This window comes from Bacillus sp. AFS040349 (genome assembly GCF_002577655.1).
Taxonomy (GTDB): Bacteria; Bacillota; Bacilli; order Bacillales; family Bacillaceae; genus Metabacillus.
In genome coordinates this window covers 183-850 of the sequence record NZ_NUMC01000184.1, presented here as the reverse complement: position 1 = coordinate 850, position 668 = coordinate 183, and the positions used below count along the sequence as shown (strand labels likewise).

Sequence of the window (668 nt, the reverse complement as noted above, 5' to 3'; positions counted from 1 at the left end):
TACATACGAGGAATGGAGTTAGAAACGGTACAAATTAGTCATTTGCATCGCAATCGCCTGTTACAGCTATCTCGCTTAGGTTCAAGATATGAGCCTTATGCATTCCGTGACTTTCAAGAAAATAAACGATATTCGATATTAACCGTCTATTTATTACATCTTACTCAGGAGTTAACGGATAAGGCATTTGAAATTCATGACAGACAAATACTAAGTCTGTTATCAAAAGGCCGTAAGGCTCAAGAAGAAATTCAGAAACAAAACGGTAAAAAGCTAAATGAGAAGGTTATACACTTTACGAACATCGGACAGGCTTTAATCAAAGCAAAAAAGGATAAATTAGATGTTTTTGAGGTTTTGGAATCTGTTATTGAATGGAATTCTTTTGTTTCTTCGGTAGTAGAAGCTCAGGAGCTTGCACGTCCTGCTGACTATGATTATTTAGACTTACTGCAAAAACGCTTTTATTCACTTAGAAAATATACGCCGACGCTATTAAGAGTATTAGATTTTCATTCTACAAAGGCAAATGAGCCACTTTTACAAGCTGTAGAGATTATCCGAGGAATGAACGAATCTGGAAAGCGAAAAGTACCTGATGACTCACCAGTGGATTTTATTTCAAAACGTTGGAAAAGGCATTTATACGAGGATGATGGTACAACAAT

1 pseudogene is annotated in these 668 nt (G+C 36.1%); it reads left to right on the top strand.

Features of this window, described 5'->3' with window-relative positions:
* Positions 1-668, top strand: a pseudogene (locus COD11_RS27820) (Tn3 family transposase); the annotation flags it as partial.